Consider the following 526-nt stretch of genomic DNA (forward strand, 5'->3'; position numbering starts at 1 on the left):
TCGAGCGCGTCGCCGGCGAGGCGGACGACGTGGAACGGGTCCATCACCGGGACCGCGTCGGGGAGCTCTTCGGCCGCGGCGGTCTTGAACCCGGAGAACCCGTCCATCGCGACCACCTCGATCCGGCTCGACCACTCCGCAGGCCGGGCGGCGAGCCACTCCTTGAACACCTGCTTCGAGCGGCCCTCGACCATGTCCAGCAGCCTGGCCGGGCCCGTCTTGTTCCTCGTGGGGGTGAGGTCGATGATCACGGTCACGTACTTCTCGCCAAACCGTGTGTGACGCCAGACGTGCTCGTCGACACCGATCGTGGTGACCCCGTCGAACCTCGCCGGGTCGTCGATCAGGCGACGCTTGCCTTCGGCGATGATCGCGGTGTTCGCGGTATGCCACGACACCCCGAGCCCTGCTGCGGCGCGGGAGACGGTGAGGTGGTCGACCACGATCGCCGTGAGTGCCCACCCGATCCCGCCGCGGGAGATCTTCTCCCTCGGCGCCGCCGCCTTCGACGTGTCCTGCCGCCAGG

General features: G+C 69.4%; 1 protein-coding gene. It reads right to left on the reverse strand.

What is annotated here, in order from left to right:
• Positions 1-526: transposase (locus tag KZA10_RS17400; RefSeq protein WP_218683534.1), on the reverse strand; the 526-nt coding region annotated here is incomplete at both ends.

The organism is Microbacterium sp. BF1 (assembly GCF_019279095.1).
GTDB classification, from domain to species: domain Bacteria; phylum Actinomycetota; class Actinomycetes; order Actinomycetales; family Microbacteriaceae; genus Microbacterium; species Microbacterium maritypicum.